This is a genomic window from Paenibacillus sp. LBL (genome assembly GCF_029893715.1).
In the GTDB taxonomy this organism is placed as follows: domain Bacteria; phylum Bacillota; class Bacilli; order Paenibacillales; family Paenibacillaceae; genus Paenibacillus_AQ; species Paenibacillus_AQ glucanolyticus.
In genome coordinates this window covers 245,276-260,427 of record NZ_JARXYU010000007.1, presented here as the reverse complement: position 1 = coordinate 260,427, position 15,152 = coordinate 245,276, and the positions used below count along the sequence as shown (strand labels likewise).

14 protein-coding genes are annotated in these 15,152 nt (G+C 50.5%); all 14 read left to right on the top strand.

Translation table 11 applies throughout. The features are described from left to right. Positions 1–51: 51 nt before the first annotated feature. On the top strand, positions 52–1,866 hold the full coding sequence (gene lepA / locus M2277_RS17650; RefSeq protein ID WP_006208998.1) for a translation elongation factor 4: 1,815 nt from the start codon (positions 52–54) through the stop codon (positions 1,864–1,866). Positions 1,867–2,071: 205 nt separating this feature from the next. Further along, the gene (gene hemW / locus M2277_RS17645; RefSeq protein ID WP_006208999.1) at positions 2,072–3,238 is read left to right on the top strand and encodes a radical SAM family heme chaperone HemW; all 1,167 of its coding nucleotides are present in this window, start codon (positions 2,072–2,074) and stop codon (positions 3,236–3,238) included. Between the two features lie 75 nt (positions 3,239–3,313). Beyond that, on the top strand, positions 3,314–3,775 hold the full coding sequence (locus M2277_RS17640; RefSeq protein ID WP_036644473.1) for an N-acetyltransferase: 462 nt from the start codon (positions 3,314–3,316) through the stop codon (positions 3,773–3,775). Positions 3,776–3,883: 108 nt separating this feature from the next. After that, a complete protein-coding gene (hrcA, locus tag M2277_RS17635) occupies positions 3,884–4,918 on the top strand; it encodes a heat-inducible transcriptional repressor HrcA (RefSeq protein ID WP_006209001.1) in 1,035 nt (344 codons plus the stop codon). Between the two features lie 13 nt (positions 4,919–4,931). After that, the gene (locus M2277_RS17630; protein ID WP_152827238.1) at positions 4,932–6,467 is read left to right on the top strand and encodes a TCP-1/cpn60 chaperonin family protein; all 1,536 of its coding nucleotides are present in this window, start codon (positions 4,932–4,934) and stop codon (positions 6,465–6,467) included. A 61-nt stretch (positions 6,468–6,528) separates the two neighbouring features. Further along, complete coding sequence (gene grpE / locus M2277_RS17625; protein ID WP_152827240.1) at positions 6,529–7,125, top strand: nucleotide exchange factor GrpE; 597 nt, start codon at positions 6,529–6,531, stop codon at positions 7,123–7,125. An 87-nt stretch (positions 7,126–7,212) separates the two neighbouring features. Then, positions 7,213–9,051, top strand: a complete 1,839-nt coding sequence (gene dnaK, locus M2277_RS17620) for a molecular chaperone DnaK (RefSeq protein ID WP_006209004.1) — start codon at positions 7,213–7,215, stop codon at positions 9,049–9,051. 92 nt (positions 9,052–9,143) lie between these two features. Beyond that, on the top strand, positions 9,144–10,262 hold the full coding sequence (gene dnaJ / locus M2277_RS17615) for a molecular chaperone DnaJ (RefSeq protein WP_006209005.1): 1,119 nt from the start codon (positions 9,144–9,146) through the stop codon (positions 10,260–10,262). 179 nt (positions 10,263–10,441) lie between these two features. Continuing rightward, entirely contained in the window at positions 10,442–10,813 is a 372-nt protein-coding gene (locus M2277_RS17610) for a hypothetical protein (RefSeq protein WP_006209006.1), read from the top strand. 49 nt (positions 10,814–10,862) lie between these two features. Continuing rightward, a complete protein-coding gene (locus M2277_RS17605) occupies positions 10,863–11,063 on the top strand; it encodes a YfhD family protein (protein ID WP_006209007.1) in 201 nt (66 codons plus the stop codon). A 183-nt stretch (positions 11,064–11,246) separates the two neighbouring features. Continuing rightward, positions 11,247–12,224: a 50S ribosomal protein L11 methyltransferase gene (gene prmA, locus M2277_RS17600; RefSeq protein WP_006209008.1), complete on the top strand. Its 978-nt coding sequence runs from the start codon at positions 11,247–11,249 to the stop codon at positions 12,222–12,224. 2 nt (positions 12,225–12,226) lie between these two features. Next, the gene (locus M2277_RS17595) at positions 12,227–12,919 is read left to right on the top strand and encodes a site-2 protease family protein (RefSeq protein WP_006209009.1); all 693 of its coding nucleotides are present in this window, start codon (positions 12,227–12,229) and stop codon (positions 12,917–12,919) included. 74 nt (positions 12,920–12,993) lie between these two features. Continuing rightward, positions 12,994–13,764 carry a 16S rRNA (uracil(1498)-N(3))-methyltransferase gene (locus M2277_RS17590; RefSeq protein WP_006209010.1) on the top strand — a complete coding sequence of 257 codons (771 nt, stop codon included), beginning with the start codon at positions 12,994–12,996 and terminating at the stop codon, positions 13,762–13,764. A gap of 2 nt (positions 13,765–13,766) precedes the next feature. Beyond that, positions 13,767–15,110, top strand: coding sequence for a tRNA (N(6)-L-threonylcarbamoyladenosine(37)-C(2))-methylthiotransferase MtaB (gene mtaB / locus M2277_RS17585; RefSeq protein WP_006209011.1), 1,344 nt, complete (start codon positions 13,767–13,769; stop codon positions 15,108–15,110). Positions 15,111–15,152 lie beyond the last annotated feature (42 nt).

The window sequence follows — 15,152 nt, the reverse complement described above, 5'->3', positions numbered from 1 at the left end:
AACTGGTATAATAAGTTGATTCAAACATCTGGTGGTTGTTGGGGGTTAGGCATGACAGACGTACAAGCAAGACAACAAAAAATTCGTAATTTCTGCATTATTGCACATATAGACCATGGGAAATCGACACTTGCTGACCGTATATTAGAGTATACCGGTGCATTAACCTCGCGTGAAATGCAGGAGCAGGTTCTGGATCAGATGGATCTGGAGAGAGAACGCGGTATTACCATCAAGCTGCAGGCGGTTCGCCTAAATTACAAAGCCGATAACGGCGAGGAGTACATATTGAATCTGATTGATACTCCGGGGCACGTCGACTTTACGTATGAGGTATCCCGAAGCCTGGCTGCTTGTGAGGGCGCGCTGCTCGTTGTTGATGCTGCGCAGGGTATCGAAGCCCAGACGCTGGCCAACGTATATCTGGCACTGGATAACAATCTTGAAATCCTGCCTGTCATTAACAAAATCGATCTGCCAAGCGCCGATCCTGAGCGCGTAAAGCAAGAGGTCGAGGATGTCATCGGGCTTGATGCCAGCGATGCGGTCCTGGCTTCCGCCAAAGCGGGCATCGGTATCAAGGAGATTTTGGAGCAGGTGGTGCAGAAAGTACCGGCACCTACGGGCCATCCGGAAGAACCGCTGAAAGCGCTGATCTTCGACTCCCACTATGATCCATATAAGGGTGTCATCGTCTATGTGCGTGTTATCGACGGAAGCATTAAGGCAGGCTCCAAAATCAAAATGATGGCGACCGGCAAATCTTTCGAAGTCATTGAAGTGGGTGCATTTAAGCCCCGCATGTCCATCGTGGACGAGCTTAACGTCGGAGATGTCGGCTTCATTGTAGCGGGCATCAAGAGTGTAGGCGATACGCAGGTCGGCGATACGGTAACGGATGCCAAGCGTCCGACAGCCGAGCCGCTCCCGGGTTACCGCAAAATCAACCCGATGGTGTTCTGCGGATTGTATCCAATCGAAACGTCAGACTACAACGATCTGCGCGAGGCGCTTGAGAAGCTGCAGCTTAATGATGCATCGCTCAGCTTTGAGCCGGAGACGTCCAGTGCACTCGGATTCGGCTTCCGCTGCGGATTCCTGGGCCTGCTTCATATGGATGTGATCCAGGAGCGGATTGAACGCGAGTTTAACATACCGCTGATCACGACCGCGCCAAGCGTTATATACCGCATTACGCTGACGAACGGGGAGCAGATCCAGATCGATAACCCTTCCCATTATCCTGAGGTTGGCAAGGTTGATTATGTTGAAGAGCCTTATGTTAAAGCGGCCATTATCGTGCCGAACGATTATGTAGGGTCGATCATGGAACTGTGCCAAAACAAACGCGGCGAATTCGTCAACATGGAATATTTGGACACAACGCGCGTCACCATTACCTATGAAATTCCGTTATCGGAAATTGTCTACGACTTCTTCGACCAGCTTAAATCCAGCACGAAGGGGTACGCCTCCTTTGATTACGAGGTGTCTGGATATCGTAAATCCAATCTGGCGAAGATGGATATTGTACTCAACGGCGAACAAGTGGACGCCTTGTCCTTTATCGTGCACAAGGACCGCGCGTATCACCGCGGACGGGCCATTTGCGAGAAGCTGCGCGAGCTGATTCCTCGCCAAATGTTCGAAGTGCCGATTCAAGCTTCCGTGGGTACCAAGGTAGTTGCCCGTGAGACGGTGAAAGCGATGCGGAAGAATGTACTTGCCAAGTGTTATGGCGGTGACATCTCCCGGAAGCGGAAACTCCTTGAGAAGCAGAAGGAAGGCAAGAAGCGGATGAAGCAAGTCGGCAGCGTCGAAGTGCCGCAGGAAGCCTTTATGGCCGTCTTGAAAATCGACGACTAGTAATCGGATGGTTCAGCAGGACGTGTGTTTAGTCTCAGCGAAGCCACCAGTCTTTTTAGCTTCACCAATGCAAATGATGGGAAAGCCGATTCTCGGCTTTCCTTTCTTTCATTACAAGAGGCGTAGCGTTATAGTAGAGAATGAACATCTGTAATTACTTAAGTTAGTCGTGCAGGAGGCTGCACATGAGGGGGCAAGAAAAAGAATGATGGCAATCGATAAACGGACGGAAGCAGTGTACATCCATATTCCGTTCTGCACCAATAAATGTTTTTACTGTGATTTCAACTCCTATGTATTAAAGGATCAGCCGGTTATGGATTATCTGCATGCGCTGGATAAGGAAATGGAACTGACCGTTAAGGCCAATCCTCCGGGCATCATCAAGAGCATATTTGTGGGGGGAGGAACACCGACGGTCCTCAAGCCGAATGAAATGGCGTATTTTCTGCAAAGCGTGAGGCGGCATTTTCCCGAATGGACGGAGGACATTGAGTTCTCGATGGAAGCGAATCCCGGTACTACGGATTTGGAGAAATTGTCCGTCATGCGTGAAGGCGGCGTGAACCGGATCAGCTTCGGGGTGCAGGCCTTCCAGAACAGCTTGCTGACTGGCATCGGGAGAATCCATGATACGGATGACGTGTACCGGAGCCTGGACAACGCCAGGCAAGCAGGCTTTGACAACATGTCCATCGATTTGATGTTCGGACTTCCGAACCAGACGCTGGAGATGCTGGCGGAAAGCGTGGATAAGGCCTTGGCACTGGGGCTCCCTCACTATTCGATATACAGCCTGAAGGTGGAAGAGAACACATTGTTCCATACGATGTACCAGAGAAACCAGCTGCCGCTTCCGGACGAGGAGGACGAGCTGAATATGTACCTTCTCTTAATGGAACGGATGAAGGCGGCCGGATATAAGCAGTATGAGATCAGCAATTTTGCCAAACCCGGATTTGAGAGCCGTCATAACATGACCTACTGGCGGAACGAGGATTATTATGGACTGGGCGCAGGAGCGCACGGATATGTAGGCCGTCAGCGTCACGTGAACATCAAAGGGGTCAATCCCTATAATGAAGCAGCCAACAAAGGACTCCCGAGACTGGAAAGCTTTGAGGTGTCAAGGGAAGAAGCGATGGAGGATTTCCTGATGGTTGGACTCCGTGTGCTGGACGGTGTATCACGGACCCGATTCCAGCAGCAATTCGGTGTTCCCATGGAGCAGGAATTCGCCCGTCCGCTGGATAAAATGGTGGGGGCTGGGCTTCTGGATTCCACGGAAGACGGCTATAAGCTGAGCAGCAAAGGAATTCTGTTTGGCAACGATGTGTTCGCCGAATTTATAGGGAGTCTGTCGACAAATTAATCTATTGAACTTATATGCGCTCTGTTGTATATTTATTCATAACATGACGGAGCGTGTAAAGGGGAGACGGACAACATGTCGGCGGTATGCAGAAAAGCAAAGCTTGAGGATGTCGAGCCGCTGTATCAGATGATTCAGGGATATGCCGAGAAGGGGATCATGCTGCCCCGGTCCAAAAAAGTGCTGGAGAAACAGATCGGAGAATTCGTGGTTGCGGAATCCGAAGGACATGTTATCGGCTGTGGTTCATTGTGTCAGCTCGGAACCGATTTGGTTGAGATCCGATCACTCGGCATCTCTGAAGGTTATAAAGGAAAGGGCATCGGCTCGATGCTGGTGGATTCCCTTTTGGAAGAGGCGAAGCGTCGTGAGCTTCCGAAAGTGATGGCCTTGACGTACGAGGTATCCTTTTTCATCAAAAACGGCTTTGACGTCGTTGAGAAGGAGATTTTCCCGGAGAAGGTGTGGACCGACTGCATCCATTGCAAGAAGCAGCACGCCTGTGACGAAATAGCTGTTCTTAAAGTACTGAACTGACTTGACAATCCTCAGGTCGGTTTGGTATTTTTGTTATATCGGTTAGCACTCGATGACGATGAGTGCTAACGAAAGCGAAATTTAGCAGTCAGCAAGGAGGGGAGCGACATGTTAACAGATCGTCAGCGCATGATTTTGAATGCCATTGTGGATGACTATATCCGTTCTGCCGAGCCGGTAGGTTCGAGAAGCATTTCCAAACGCGGGGATGTGGGTTATAGTCCGGCTACCATTCGAAATGAGATGGCTGATCTGGAGGAACTCGGGTTTTTGGAGCAGCCTCATACGTCAGCTGGACGAATTCCGTCTCATAAGGGATATCGTTATTATGTTGATCATCTCGCGTCGTCGTTTTCCTTGAACGCTGCGGAGCTGCATTTGATGAAATCATTTTTTGCAGAAAAGCTGAACGTGATGGAGCAGATGATTCAGCATACAGCCGGCATTTTGTCTCAGATGACTAATTACACTTCCATCCTGCTGGGACCGGAAGTTTTTCATACGTCTTTGCGTCATTTCCAGCTTCTTCCTCTTCATGAGGACCAGGCCGTAGCGATCATCGTAACCAGCACTGGGCAAGTTGAGAACAAGATTGTCTCCATTCCCAAGGGCGTGTCCGTTTCGGAATTGGAGCAAGTGGTGAACCTTCTGAACAAGAAACTTGTCAACGTGCCTCTATATAAACTCAAGACCCGTTTGTATACGGAGATTGGCGAGGAAATGCAGCGGCATATTTCGCATTACGAGGATCTCATGAGCATGCTCGATATTGCGCTTAATAACGAACCGGACCACCGCGGTGTGTATCTTAGCGGTACCACCCATATGCTGAATCAGCCCGAGTTCAAGGATGTGGATAAGGTAAGGGAAATATTTGAGCTTCTGGAGCAGACGCCCGCCCTGATGAAGCTGATGGCACCGGCTCCTGGGGAGCACGGCATTCAGGTGAAGATAGGTACGGAGAATACGCATGAAGCGATCTCCAACTGCAGTTTAATAACGGCTACCTATTCCATCGATGGCAAAGCGCTTGGTTCCATCGGAATACTCGGCCCTACACGAATGGAATATGCACGGGTGATCGGCATCTTGAATGTATTATCCCATGACCTGACGAAGCTGCTGTCACACTGGTACAAATAAAGGAGTGAGACAGATGAGCCAAGGACAACATAGCCAAGTGGATGGAGATGAGCGGTACTCTACGCTGCTGAACAATAGTAATGCCGTCCGGGCTGTCACGTCCGCTGTGGAAGGTACTCTTGGGCCCAAGGGGCTGGACGTGATGCTGGTGGGTCCTCGCGGTGAAGTCGTCATTACCAATGACGGTGTCACGATTCTGGATAAAATGGATGTCACCCATCCGGCAGCCCGCCTTCTCATACAGGTGGCGCGTGCCCAGCAGGAGAAGATCGGGGATGGCACCACAACCGCTACCGTGCTTGCAGGTGCCCTGGTACAGGAAGGCGTATCCCGCATTACGCGGGGTGTCCCGGCTTCCAAGGTGGTGGAGGGTCTGCGCCAGGGAATCGAGACGTCTTTGCGGTTGTTATCTGACCGGGTTCGGGTCATTGACGGACTGGACGATCCGCTGCTTGAGCGGACGGTGTACGTTGCTGGCCGTGAACGCAAGGACATTGTGGAATTAATCATGCAGGCTGCGTACAAGGCCGGAATTAATCGGCTCCAGGACCCTTCCTACTCGCTTGCAGACAGTATAATTGCTCTGGAGAATGCCGAGAATGAAGTGTTTGAAGGGGTTCTGCTGCGGCAGAGGCCGATCTTCGCCCGCGAATCACAATCATATGATGATGCCAAGGTGCTTGTGCTGTTCGATTCCCTGGAGCCGGATGAGATAGACGAAGAGGCGCTGACAACGGAAGCCGGGTTTGCGCAATATATGGATCTTAGGAAAGTGTTCGCTTCGGATTTAGAGAAGATGTCGGAGTTGTCCGTAAAACTCATTCTGCTTGAAAAAGGAATCCACCCCGATGCAGAGCAGTTCTGCCTGGACCACGGCATGATGGTTGTGCCGCGCGTATCGCGTGCGGATCTTCGGCGGGTAAGCGACATGACGGGGGCTACTCCCATACGCCGGAAGGCGTTACATAAAGACTCGAAGGAGCTTGTGGCTCTTCTGGGCCATACCCCGCGTGTCTCTTATGATGAAGGGATTGAGAAGATCCGGCTTGCATGCGGCAATCAAGACCGTATTGTGACGGTCATTGTCGGTGCAAGCACCTCTGAAGTGGTGGGCGAGGCCGCCCGAATCGCGGGAGACGCAGCATCGGCTCTGCAGGCGGCCGTATCCGGCGGGGTGCTTCCAGGCGGCGGGACAAGCGAACTTGCCGTGTCCTACGAGTTGGAACGGATCCGGGAGGCCCAGAAAGGCATGGAAGCCTTCGGGATGGAGGCCGTTTCGGCGGCGCTGCGCAAGCCGATGTCGCAGATCCTTCTGAATGCCGGTTACAATCCGCTTGAGAAGATGGAGGAAGTGCGCGCAGCACAAATTCGTGCCATCTCCGATAGTATGGGTATTGATTGTGACAGCGGCCGTGTTGTGGATTATGAGGAGCTTGGGGTGCTTGATCCGGCTCCGGTCAAACTTCACGGACTGCGGGCAGCCGGCGAAGTAGCGGCTGCCGTGCTTCGGATTCATCATGTAATCAAGATGAAGGAAATAGGCGAATAACGTAATCCCATAAATGAATCACAGACAACCTGGTTTAGAATATGAAGGAGGTGAAGGCGTCTTGAATAATGAGCATAAGGATGCCGTTCAAGATACAGTATCAGAGGAAATAGTAGAAGAAACGTTGGAGAACACGCCAGGCCCGGGTGAGGGTGAAGTAACCCCTGAGCAGGAGATTCCTGTAACGGAATCTTCGGATGAGGCTGGTTCTGTCGAGCTTGAGAAACTTCAGGCTGAAGTGCTGGAGCATCAGCAGCGTGCGCTGCGAGTGCAAGCGGATTTCGATAACTTCCGCAGGCGTACACAGAAGGAGAAAGAGGAGCTTGGTAAATATGCTTCCTCCAAACTCATTACGGAGCTTCTGCCCGTGATTGACAACTTTGAACGTGCCCTTCAGGCATCCGGTGACAATCCGGAGTTTGAATCCTTCTCCAAAGGGGTAAACATGATTTTCCGTCAACTGGAATCCGTTCTGGCAAGCGAAGGCTTGACGGCGATGAACAGTATCGGCGAGCCGTTTAATCCGGAGTTTCATCAAGCGATAATGCAAGTGGAAAGCGATGAATTCGAGGAAGGCATCGTGGTCGAGGAAGTGCAGAAGGGCTACATGCTGAAAGACAAAGTATTGAGACCTGCCATGGTTAAAGTGAGCATGTAAGCGACTCTCGAATGGTCGTTTATCATATAAAAAAATGATCAATATCATACGAAGATTCGTGTGAATGAATAAGGAGGAAAATTTTTCATGAGCAAAGTAATTGGTATCGACTTAGGAACAACCAACTCCTGCGTAGCCGTAATGGAGGGTGGGGAAGCAGTAGTTATCCCGAATCCGGAGGGTGCTCGTACAACCCCGTCCGTCGTCGGATTTAAGAAAGATGGCGAGCGTGTTGTTGGGGATACAGCCAAACGTCAAGCGATCACCAACCCGGATCGTACCATTATCTCCATCAAGCGTCACATGGGTACGAATCACAAAGAAACCATCGATGGCAAAGACTACACACCGCAAGAGATTTCCGCAATCATTCTGCAGAAGCTGAAATCCGATGCGGAAGCGTATCTGGGCCAAACCGTAACCCAAGCCGTTATCACGGTTCCTGCATATTTTAATGACAGTCAGCGTCAAGCAACCAAGGATGCCGGTAAAATCGCGGGTCTTGAGGTTCTGCGTATCGTTAACGAGCCGACGGCAGCTGCTTTGGCATACGGTATGGAAAAATCCGAAGACCAAACGATTCTGGTATATGACCTTGGTGGCGGTACATTCGACGTTTCTATTCTGGAACTCGGCGATGGCTTCTTCGAAGTAAAAGCAACCAGCGGTGACAACAAACTCGGCGGAGACGATTTTGACCAAGTGATCATCGACTACCTGGTAGCAGAATTCAAAAAAGAGCAGGGCATTGACCTGAGCAAAGACAAGGCTGCCGTTCAACGTTTGAAAGACGCAGCTGAGAAAGCGAAAAAGGAATTGTCCGGCGTACTTACAACAACGATTTCCCTGCCGTTCATCACCGTTGCTGATGGCGTGCCTCAGCATTTGGAGATCAACCTGACTCGTGCTAAATTCGAAGAATTGTCCGCTTCACTTGTAGAGCGTACGCTTGGACCAACTCGTCAAGCGCTTAGCGATGCAGGTTTGACGGCTAATGATATTCATAAAATCGTACTTGTCGGCGGTTCTACTCGTATTCCAGCCGTACAAGAAGCCATTAAGAAATTGACAGGCAAAGAGCCTCACAAAGGCGTAAATCCTGACGAAGTGGTCGCGCTTGGTGCCGCTGTTCAAGCGGGCGTATTGACTGGCGACGTTAAAGACGTGGTTCTGCTCGACGTAACTCCACTGTCCCTCGGTATCGAAACCGCAGGCGGCGTATTCACCAAAATGATCGATCGCAATACGACAATCCCAACAAGCAAATCTCAAGTATTCTCCACGTATGCCGATAACCAGCCGAGTGTCGAAATTCACGTGCTTCAAGGTGAGCGCGAAATGGCTGCCGGCAACAAAACATTGGGACGCTTCATGCTTGGAGATATTCCTCCAGCACCGCGCGGTGTACCGCAAATCGAAGTTACCTTCGATATTGATGCGAACGGTATCGTCAATGTTTCGGCTACGGATAAAGGCACTGGCAAGAGCCAGAAGATCACCATCACGTCTTCCAGCGGCTTGAGTGACGCTGAAGTTGAACAAATGATGAAAGACGCTGAGCTTCACGCCGAGGAAGACCGTAAACGTAAAGAGCTGGTAGAAGCTCGCAACAATGCAGACCAACTCGTATACACCACAGAGAAAACCATCAAAGACCTTGGAGACAAAGTTGATGCGGCCGAAGTGGAAAAAGCGAACGAAGCGAAAGAGAAAGTGAAAAAGGCGCTCGAAGCCGATAACCTGGAAGAGATTAACGCTTCGGTTGAGGAGCTGACTCAAATCGTGCAGCAGCTGTCCGTGAAGCTGTATGAGCAAGCAGCACAAGAACAGCAAGGTGCTGAAGGTGCTGACACTGGCGCTCCGAAGAAAGACAATGTCGTTGATGCAGATTACGAGGTTGTTGACGAAGATAAAAACAAAGGTTAATCTGAATAGATTGTATGGGAAGGTCAAAGCTGCGCATCTTCGCACTTTGGCTTTCCTTATGTAAAGAGTAATAAAGAGATTGGGGTGAAACCGTGGCTGATAAGCGTGATTATTACGAGGTGCTCGGTGTTGGCAAGGATGCATCGGATGATGATATCAAGAAGGCGTACCGCAAAATGGCTCGCCAATACCATCCGGATGTAAACAAAGCGGCTGACGCGGAAGCCAAATTCAAAGAAGTGAAAGAGGCTTACGATGTATTGAGCGATGGTCAGAAGCGTTCGACTTACGACCAGTACGGTCATGTCGATCCGAACCAAGGAATGGGCGGAGGCGGCTTCTCCGGTGATTTCGGCGGTTTTGGAGATATATTTGATATGTTCTTTGGCGGCAATGGACGCCGTGATCCGAATGCGCCTCAGCGGGGGAACGATCTGCAGTACACCATGACGGTAGAGTTTAAGGAAGCCATATTTGGCAAGGAGACGGATATTAATATCCCGAGAACCGAGACCTGCGATACCTGTCATGGTTCCGGTGCCAAACCAGGCACGCAGCCTCATACCTGCTCGGTATGTAATGGCAGCGGACAGCAGGAGGTTGTGCAAAATACGCCATTCGGACGTATGGTGAACCGCCGTGCTTGCTCCAACTGTAACGGAACCGGAAAGATTATCAAAGACCGCTGCTCGACTTGTCATGGCAATGGTAAAGTGAAAAAACAGCGCAAAATTCATGTTCGCGTACCTGCCGGTGTGGATGACGGAGCTCAGCTGCGCATGACAGGCGAAGGCGAAGGCGGATTACGCGGCGGACCTGCCGGTGACCTGTATATCGTTATTCGTGTGAAACCGCATGATTTCTTTGAACGCGAAGGGGACGACATTTATTGCGAAGTGCCGCTTACCTTTGCCCAAGCTGCGCTTGGCGATGAGATCGAAATCCCGACGCTGACCGAAAAAGTGAAGCTGAAGATCCCTGCTGGAACACAGACCGGCACCTTCTTCCGACTGAAAGGCAAAGGGGTACCGCGGCTGCGCGGCATGGGACAGGGCGACCAGCATGTCAAAGTCGTGGTTATCACGCCAAGTAAGCTGAGTGATGAACAGAAAGAACTGCTTCGTCAATTTGCTTCGCTTGATGGCGAACAGACTCACGAACAGGAACAGTCTTTTTTTGACCGTGTGAAAAAAGCATTCCGTGGTGACTAATACCGATATAGGGATATTCCCTTTCATAGCACGAAATATAACAGCAGGCTGAAGGATAACATACCTTTGGCCTGCTGTTTTTTCTACAGCTCCCAAGAATAAAAGGATCAATGATGAAGCATCCTAGGGGGGTTCCATCCAGATGCGCGATTTTAAAGAGGAAATGCAGGTGAAGTGAAGTGGCAGAGAAAAATATTTTGGCGTATTTCAAAAGCCCTGATCAGGCACAGCACGCAGCTCGCAAGCTCCAGTCGCTGCGCGTTGCGGATATGTCTATCGACCGGTTTGGGGCTTATCCCGGCGGGGAGCTTAACCAACCGATGAATCCGTTGACAGGTAATATTGCCAGCTTGTCAACGTTGACCCTAAATGCGGACATTTCGGGGCCGGGAGCCGGAATCCTCGGAGCGGCGGATCCTTCTGCCAGCGGGATGAGCAGCGGAGGGCAGGACGGAACCGAGGGCCGGGATATTCTGTTGACGGTTGTGTTGGATGAAGGCGTATTCACTCAAGCCATGCGAATCATCGAAGAATCCGGCGGCATGGTTTAAGTGTTGCAGGTCAGCGCTAATCGTTTATAAGGAAAGGAGAATAGCACTCATGATGAGACGTGTGAAAAAAGGAAAAATTTCAAGCAAAACGGAGAAGATGATTGCTCTTCAATCCGCCAAGGCTGAGGATGTTGAATTCTCGGCAATGGAAGCCGATCACGATGATGTCGAGGCGCTTCGCAGAAGCGAGGCTGCGGATGAACGCCAATTGAAGAAAATTCTCGACGAAACCAGTAAAGATGTAGATTGATCGTTACGAATTTAATGTATTGCCCGGTCCCTCTTACCTTCTTCTTGCGGAGGCGGTAAGAAGGACTTTTTTGATTATTTGATCAACAGAATAGTCGCCACGCATTTCCGTACAAACTTTGTATCAGGGGTCCTCCATATAGTACAATGGTATTTATGTATGAACGAGGAGGAACTGTAGCACATGTTATGGCGTGAATTAACGATACATACCACGGAGGAAGCCGTGGAGATGATTACGAATTTCCTGCATGAAGCAGGAGCCGGAGGCGTCTCAATTGAAGAGTCCGGTACTACGAACAAGAAGCGGGATACATCCCTTGGGCAATGGTTTGATGAGATTGTTCCGTTTAACGATATTCCTGAAGGGTTTGCCGTCATCAAAGGTTACTTTGATGAGACGGTTACGCTGGAATCGGTCCTTGATGAAATTGCCCCTCGTGTGGAGGAGCTGAAGGAATTTGGCATTGATACAGGTGAAGTAAGTTATGAGATGAAGACGGTGGATGAGAATGAATGGGCGACTGCCTGGAAGCAGTATTTTAAACCGATCCGCGTGTCCGAGAGGTTAACCATCAAACCGACGTGGGAGGAATACACGCCTGAATCGGACAATGAATCCATTATTGAACTGGACCCCGGGATGGCTTTCGGAACGGGAACACATCCAACCACTTCCTTGTGCCTGCGTACGCTGGAGATGGTAATCCAGGGCGGTGAGGAAGTCATTGACGTCGGGACGGGATCAGGCATTCTCTCCATCGGTGCGGCGCATCTGGGGGCTTCGCGAATTCTGGCTCTTGACCTGGACCCGGTTGCCGTATCCAGCGCGAAGGAGAATACCCGTCTTAATGGTCTGGAAGATGTCATCACGGTGAAGGAAAGTGATTTGCTCTCGGTACTGACGGATTCGTCCGTTCAATCGGACCTGGGCGTGAGACTGCCGGTACAAGTTGTGGTGGCCAACATTTTGGCGGAGGTTATCCTATTGTTTGTGGACGATGTTTACCAGGCCCTTCAGCCAGGCGGCGCCTATATCGCTTCCGGAATCTACAAGAACAAAGAAGAAATCGTGGAGAAGGCGCTGATTGCCTCGGGGTTCGAAATCGCGGACATTTGCCGCGAGGATGATTGGGTTGCATTCGTAGCGAGGAAGAACTGATTATGGATTTTTTGGATAAGCTGCTATTTTATCCGCTGGAACAGCTTCCGTTTTACCTGATTGCTTTAATCATTGCATTTACCGTGCATGAGTTTTCACATGCCTATTTTGCTAATAAATTCGGAGATCCTACAGCCAAGCTGCTGGGCAGAGTGACACTGAATCCTGCGGTGCACTTTGATTTTCTGGGCATCGTCCTCCTGCTGATTGCCGGGTTCGGCTGGGCAAGACCGGTTCCCATTAATCGGCAGAACTTTAGCAACCCACGCCGGATGAGCATTATCGTGGCGGCGGTGGGTCCGCTGAGCAACCTTTTGTTAGGCATACTTGGGGCGCTCATTTATGCTGTTCTGTATCAAACCGGCATTATTCCTCCCGAAGGAATAACCAAGACGGATCAAGCGGTACATTTGTTCTTTAATATATTCATATTGCTCAATTTCTTTTTATGTCTGTTTAATCTGGTTCCATTGCCGCCGCTGGACGGCTACCGCATCCTGGAGAACGCGCTTCCTCCGCGGATGAGTGCGAAGATACAAAAGTTTGAGCAATGGTCGATCCTTATATTCTTGTTGATCATTCTGTTGCCTTTTTTCCAGAACTATACGATCAAGCCCCTGTATGATACGGCATATGCGCTGTCCTCCAAAATTTTGGATATGTTCATTTTGATGACCGGCGGTTATCGACACTGATTTTTTCTGGTCAGTTCGCATGAAAAGTTGTATGATGGGGTTTGGCGATTTTTGAGTTAGGTGAGGATATAAAGATGCAGCGATATTTTGTGACTCCCGCACAATTCGAGGGAGACCGTGTAGAGATTACGGGCGATGATGCCCGTCATATCACCAAGGTCATGCGAGGAAGGCTTGGTGATAAACTGATTGTAAGCGATGGGGTATCCCGCGAAGCCATGGTTGAAATTGAAAGTTTAGAAGCGGCTAGCGTTTTTGCCGTTGTGATTGAATCCATGGAGATGAGAAATGAGCCGCGCCTGCAGGTGACGATTGCCCAGAGCTTGCCGAAAGGCGACAAAATGGAGACCGTCATCCAAAAATGCACCGAGATTGGCGCGGTGTCCTTTGCTCCCTTCTTATCGGAACGAACGATTGTTCAGTACGATGCCAAGAAGGAAGGCAAGCGGCTGGAGCGTTGGCGCAAAATCGCGAAGGAGGCTGCTGAACAGGCTCATCGTAACCGGGTACCGTCTGTTGAACAGCCTTTATCGTGGAGGAATCTGCTTGCAGCGTTTTCCAGCTATGATGCTGTTTGCTTTTGTTATGAGAAAGAGCATGGTTCCCAGTTAAGGGACGTGCTCAAGCCATTTGTAGAGCAGGCGCTGCCGGAGTCCGGCTCCCAAGCCTGCTTGCTGCTGGTCGTTGGGCCTGAGGGCGGATTTACGGAAGAGGAATGCCGGGCTGCCGAGGATGCGGGAGCCGTGTCCGTCGGACTGGGAAGGCGGATTCTCCGCTGCGAGACTGCCGGCATGACCGCGCTTGCCTGCGCACTATACGAATCTGGAGAAATGGGGGGCGTTTGAACATGCCATCCGTAGCGTTTTATACGTTGGGTTGCAAAGTCAATTTTTACGATACCGAGGCCATCTGGCAATACTTCAAAAATGAAGGCTACGACCAGGTGGACTTCGAACAAACCGCTGATGTTTATTTGATTAACACTTGCCACGTTACCAATACAGGGGATAAAAAGAGCCGTCAAATGATCAGACGCGCGGTTCGCCGCAATCCTGAAGCCATCGTGGCTGTAACGGGCTGTTATGCCCAAACCTCGCCTGCCGAGATTTTGGATATTCCAGGCGTGGATCTTGTAATCGGAAACCAGGATCGCGATAAAATCATGGATTTCATTCAGGATATTGAAAAAACGCGCCAACCGATTAATGCGGTGCGTAATATTATGAAGACCAGAGTGTTCGAGGAGATGGACGTTCCGGATTTTGCCGAGCGTACACGTGCATTCCTGAAAATTCAGGACGGATGCAACAACTTCTGTACGTTCTGCATTATTCCTTGGTCCCGCGGACTGTCGCGGAGCCGGGATCCGAAGAGCATTATCCAGCAAGCGCATCAGTTGGTAGGAGCAGGATATAAAGAAATCGTGTTGACCGGTATTCACACGGGCGGATACGGCGACGATCTTGAGGAATACCGATTGTCCGACCTGTTGTGGGATCTTGACCGGGTTGACGGTCTGGAACGCATTCGCATCAGCTCCATTGAAGCGAGCCAGATCGACGAGAAGATGCTGGACGTTCTGAACCGTTCCACTAAAATGTGCCGTCACCTCCATATTCCGCTGCAAGCTGGAGATGATACGGTGCTGAAACGGATGCGCCGTAAATATACGACGGAAGAGTTCTATAACAAGATGGGCTTGATCCGCCAAGCGATGCCGGATGTCGGCATTACCACCGACGTCATCGTTGGATTTCCAGGAGAAACGGATGAGATGTTCCGCAACGGCTATGATCTGATGAAGGCCATTCAATTCTCCGAGATGCACGTGTTCCCTTATTCCAAGCGTACCGGTACGCCGGCAGCACGCATGGAGGATCAGGTGGACGAGGAAGTGAAGAACGCCCGTGTCCATGATCTGATCGACTTGTCGGAGCAGCTGCAGCTTGCTTATGCGGAGCAGTTTGTAGGCAAGATTCTGGACGTGATACCGGAGCGGGAATACAAGGGTGCTCCCAAAGGCGGAAAGATGCAGGGTTACAGCGACAACTACCTCCAGCTCATATTCAATGGCTCGTCTGATCTCGAAGGCAAATTGTGCCGCGTAAAAGTGACCAAAGCCGGTGTAAATGAATGCGAGGGCGAACTCCTCAGCGTCATGGATCATGGACTTAAGGCAGCTGCCCAGTAATTCCAATAGCGGCCATACCAGACAAGGATTTCATTTCCTAGC

What these genes read in the sequence shown, in the direction of transcription:
- M2277_RS17595 (WP_006209009.1), top strand. Translation starts at nt 12,227, where the DNA reads ATGGATTTTTTGGATAAGCTGCTATTTTATCCGCTGGAACAGCTTCCG.
- M2277_RS17605 (WP_006209007.1), top strand. Translation starts at nt 10,863, where the DNA reads ATGATGAGACGTGTGAAAAAAGGAAAAATTTCAAGCAAAACGGAGAAG.
- hrcA (WP_006209001.1), top strand. Translation starts at nt 3,884, where the DNA reads ATGTTAACAGATCGTCAGCGCATGATTTTGAATGCCATTGTGGATGAC.
- dnaK (WP_006209004.1), top strand. Translation starts at nt 7,213, where the DNA reads ATGAGCAAAGTAATTGGTATCGACTTAGGAACAACCAACTCCTGCGTA.
- hemW (WP_006208999.1), top strand. Translation starts at nt 2,072, where the DNA reads ATGATGGCAATCGATAAACGGACGGAAGCAGTGTACATCCATATTCCG.
- M2277_RS17630 (WP_152827238.1), top strand. Translation starts at nt 4,932, where the DNA reads ATGAGCCAAGGACAACATAGCCAAGTGGATGGAGATGAGCGGTACTCT.
- prmA (WP_006209008.1), top strand. Translation starts at nt 11,247, where the DNA reads ATGTTATGGCGTGAATTAACGATACATACCACGGAGGAAGCCGTGGAG.
- M2277_RS17590 (WP_006209010.1), top strand. Translation starts at nt 12,994, where the DNA reads ATGCAGCGATATTTTGTGACTCCCGCACAATTCGAGGGAGACCGTGTA.
- mtaB (WP_006209011.1), top strand. Translation starts at nt 13,767, where the DNA reads ATGCCATCCGTAGCGTTTTATACGTTGGGTTGCAAAGTCAATTTTTAC.
- M2277_RS17640 (WP_036644473.1), top strand. Translation starts at nt 3,314, where the DNA reads ATGTCGGCGGTATGCAGAAAAGCAAAGCTTGAGGATGTCGAGCCGCTG.
- lepA (WP_006208998.1), top strand. Translation starts at nt 52, where the DNA reads ATGACAGACGTACAAGCAAGACAACAAAAAATTCGTAATTTCTGCATT.